This window comes from Bacillus sp. EB600 (assembly GCF_024494385.1).
Lineage (GTDB): Bacteria > Bacillota > Bacilli > Bacillales > Cytobacillaceae > JAEVLT01.
Genome location: NZ_JAEVLT010000090.1, coordinates 1 through 3,928 on the forward strand (window position 1 = coordinate 1; position 3,928 = coordinate 3,928).

General features: G+C 41.1%; 3 protein-coding genes. All 3 read left to right on the top strand.

Annotated features, from left to right (window positions below):
• Positions 1-225: 225 nt before the first annotated feature.
• From JN080_RS28390 to JN080_RS28400, 3 genes are read left to right on the top strand one after another with little or no spacing between them, the layout of a single operon-like run.
• On the top strand, positions 226-1,344 hold the full coding sequence (locus JN080_RS28390) for a tyrosine-type recombinase/integrase (protein WP_256239293.1): 1,119 nt from the start codon (positions 226-228) through the stop codon (positions 1,342-1,344).
• A 13-nt stretch (positions 1,345-1,357) separates the two neighbouring features.
• Complete coding sequence (locus JN080_RS28395) at positions 1,358-3,463, top strand: tyrosine-type recombinase/integrase (protein WP_256239294.1); 2,106 nt, start codon at positions 1,358-1,360, stop codon at positions 3,461-3,463.
• On the top strand, positions 3,456-3,836 hold the full coding sequence (locus JN080_RS28400) for a DUF6262 family protein (RefSeq protein WP_256239295.1): 381 nt from the start codon (positions 3,456-3,458) through the stop codon (positions 3,834-3,836). The genes JN080_RS28395 and JN080_RS28400 overlap by 8 nt, the downstream gene beginning before the upstream one ends.
• The last annotated feature ends 92 nt before the right edge of the window (positions 3,837-3,928 follow it).

The window sequence follows — 3,928 nt, forward strand, 5'->3', positions numbered from 1 at the left end:
GTTAAACAGACTATATTTAGAAGAGGCTACTTTGTCCAATTTGATGGCATATATCCTCTTTTTTAATACATATTGGAATCTATAACCAGATGTTGAAATGATAGTCTAATATGTATATAAAGATTAAGGAACATATGTTTTTTAGTTGGAGGACGTAGCCCACAGCGGGAGGCGTAGTGAGGTTGTAAGACCGAGCGTAAAAAGGGTTTAGGGGGTGAAGGATCTATGCGTGTACAAGAAGTAATCCTAGAGGAAGGAAAGAGATACATATTAGTAGATAGAGAGGGCTTTCCTGTAATTCCTGTCGTCAAGTACCTCAAGTATTTGGATGTGATAGGGAAAAGCAGCAACACCCAGAAGACTTACTGTTATGCGCTAAAGCAGTATTTCCTTTATTTACAGGAGAAAGAGAAAGATTACAAGCATGTAAGATTAGAAGACTTGGCGGAGTTTGTGGGATGGTTACGGAATCCCTATGAGAGCACGAAGGTGACGTCTCTTCGACCTGTACAGGCAAAGAAAACAGAGAGGACAGTGAACCTTACGGTTACAGCGGTAACAAACTTCTATGATTACTTATATCGTAATGAAGAGCTGCCACATGACATGGGTGAGAAGTTGATGCGACAAGTCTTTACAGGAGGAAAAACACGATATAAGGGTTTCTTGCATCACGTCAATAAAGACAAACCGTCCGTACGGAATGTGCTGAAGGTAAAAGAACCTCGCAAGAGGATTCAAACACTCACAAAGGAACAGGTACTACAAGTGATTACAGCGACAACCAACATGCGGGACACCTTCCTGATTCAACTCCTATTTGAAACAGGATTGCGGATTGGAGAGGCTCTCTCCTTGTTCATGGAGGACTTCAAATTCGACCATGGAAAAGGGCACCGTATCCGCCTGACGGACCGCGGGGAATTGGAGAACGGCGCGAAGCTCAAAACAGGTGAACGAGAGATATTTGTGTCGCAAGCGTTGATGGATATATACGATGATTACCTGTACGAAGTGATTGATGAACTGGACATTGATACCAACTTCGTGTTTGTGAAGCTGAGTGGAAAGAATATGGGTAAGCCCATGACATACAGTGATGTCGAGGCTCTTTTCAAACGGTTGCGGCAGAAAACAGGGATTGATGTTCACCCACATCTGTTCCGTCACACACATGCAACGATGTACTATCAGGAGACAAAGGATATCAAACAGGTGCAAGAGCGTCTGGGACATTCCCAAATCCAAACGACCATGAACTTGTATCTTCATCTTTCAGAAGAAGACATCCGTAAGGATTGGGAAAAGGCACAGGGCGCATTTGAGATGCAGAAAAAACACTGAAAGGCGGGAGAGAATGAAACAGAAACAACAAACAAATACAGGAGAATTAGGTTTTCATGAACGATTACAGCAAGAGCTTTCGTGTTATCCTGTTAAGACCATACACGAAGATGGTTCCGTTACCACCCAGCAAGTGAAAGACCCATACTTCTTGATCAACGACAGTTGGAATGTTGGCTTTGTGGGCGATATTAAACAGTTCGTGGAGATGATGGGGAACTATAAAGAAACTGCACAAAATATCTATTTCCGACTCGCAAACCCTATGGTCAACTTAGAAGTAAAGTATGTCTGTTATCACCAGCTATTCAATGATAAGTGGTCTTTATCAAGTGTTTTTGGAAAACAAGCAACGAACTTACGAAAATTGACACGGTTTATAAATGAAAAGTACCCTACCCTTCAATCTCTGCTTGATTTGGACATCGAGAAGGCAGAGCGAGAATGGTTGTTTTGGCTACATGAGCAAGGGTTTCAAACACAACGAATTCTACATCGTGGTAAATATACTGGTAAGTCGTCCGTAGCAAACTTTCTGCGATTCATCTACTCCAACTTGTCTGTATTGACCGATACGCGTGAAGAATGGGATAAAGACCGATGGGATGTGCGAGAGTTGTATGATAAATATGGCATCGCATATAACAAAAGCAGATCTGATTATCATCTCGATTTCACCAAAATTGAACAAGGAAACATGCGTGGGCAAGTAAAAAAATACATCAAGCAACGCCTCCTAAGTAAGAACAATTTCTCGTGGGGTACAGCAAGAGAATACTTAAAGTATTTACCTGAATTTTTATCTTTCGTATTTTCATTGGAACCAATATGGGATGATTTAAAAGGACTCAAACGATCTCATATGGAGCAATACATCCAATTGTTACATGAATACGCCAAAAGCAATTTAAGACGAAAAGATGCACACCCGGAAAGGTATATAGCGGAGGGGCTAAAAATCATAGGAAAATTTTTGGAAGATATTCAAAAATATGAATACGACATAGCCCCTGAAAAGCATGTTCGATTATTACTCTTTCCAGAGGACAAGCCTAAACGAAGGAAAAAGTCTATCGACCAAATTGAACACATTCCTGAATTTGTATTGGAGCAACTCTTCACACACATCAACGAATTACATAAAGATGTCATCCCTGTCATATTGGTGGCTTTTAAAACAGGACTACGAATTTCGGATGTATTGGGATTAACCTCGGATTGTCTGGAACGGCTTAACGGCAAATACTCGATTGTGACTGATATTGAGAAGACCTATGTGAAAGGGCATCGAATTCCGATTGATGAGGAATTGGCAAATATCTTGGCGGTTCTCATTCACAAATCTAAAGAGAATAGCAATCAAGACAACAACCCCGAAGGGTTTATTTTTATTCGCTATCGTGGAGCTCGGAAAGGTAGACCGTACTCTCAAGGTTGGGTTCGAAACAGAGTGAATGAATTTGCGAAAGAAAAAAACATTGTTGACGAGAACGGGAACCTTTTTAATATTAAGACTCACAAATTCCGCCACACCTATGCGGTAAAAATGTTAAACAGTGGTGTTGACATTCTAACAGTGCAAGAGTTATTAGCCCATGCTTCCCCCGAAATGACCTTACGGTATGCCAAATTGTTAGATGATACAAAGCGTAAGGCATTTGAATCTGTCATCAACCAGGGTGTATTCAGTTTCGACTTGAACGGTGAAGTACAAGAAATTAAAGCAGGTGAAGATATCCCACAAGACATCCTTCAAGCTCTCTGGCAGGATCATAAATTGAATGCGATGGACAACCCATACGGGACGTGTCATGCAAGGTTGAAAGGGAATTGCCCTCATATGGAAGCCCCACCTTGCCTCACGTGCAATGGAGGAAGCCCGTGCAAAGACTTGGCAATCGGCTTTTCAGAATTGGATGTAGAAAAATACGAAATGCACGTAAAAACAACGTCTAGAGCCGTAGAAATAGCAAAACAGCATGGCCGTGATGACATGGCAGAAAAGCACGAACGGAACTTACAGCGATACCAAGGTATATTGGGCAATATCCGTGAGGGACATGTCATCTTCGGTAGACAAGATCGCATGAAGAGAAAGCAAGGTGTAAAAAATGGCTGATTATGACCGCAGAGAACAATTAAAAAAGATTCATGCCTCACGAAAGTCTGTCACCTATCAAAAGGTCGATGAAGCCATTCAACGGCTCGTACGAGCTAACGTGAACATCAATTTCAACAGCGTGGCAAGTGAGGCTAACGTAGCGAAAGCTACGCTATACAACAACCTTGAGTTGCGTGATCGGATTGAATCCTTGAGACAACAACAAGCGAAAGCACCTACATCGAAGCAAATCAAACGAGAGATGGATGACAATAACAAAGATGCCCTGATTGCTTCTTTACAGCGCCGCATCAAGAAGCTAAATGGTGAAAACAAAGAACTAAGAGAACAATTGAAAGTGGCTTACGCAGAAGTATATAAAAAAATCTAAGGGAACACCGTTCCCTCTTTTTACATATTAAACATGAATAATATGTGCTCTTGTTTATTTTTAAGGATTTTTATTATTTAAGTCTTGATAAC

Excerpts from the sequence above, each read along its gene's own strand:
- JN080_RS28390 (WP_256239293.1), top strand. The coding sequence starts at position 226 with ATGCGTGTACAAGAAGTAATCCTAGAGGAAGGAAAGAGATACATATTA.
- JN080_RS28395 (WP_256239294.1), top strand. The coding sequence starts at position 1,358 with ATGAAACAGAAACAACAAACAAATACAGGAGAATTAGGTTTTCATGAA.
- JN080_RS28400 (WP_256239295.1), top strand. The coding sequence starts at position 3,456 with ATGGCTGATTATGACCGCAGAGAACAATTAAAAAAGATTCATGCCTCA.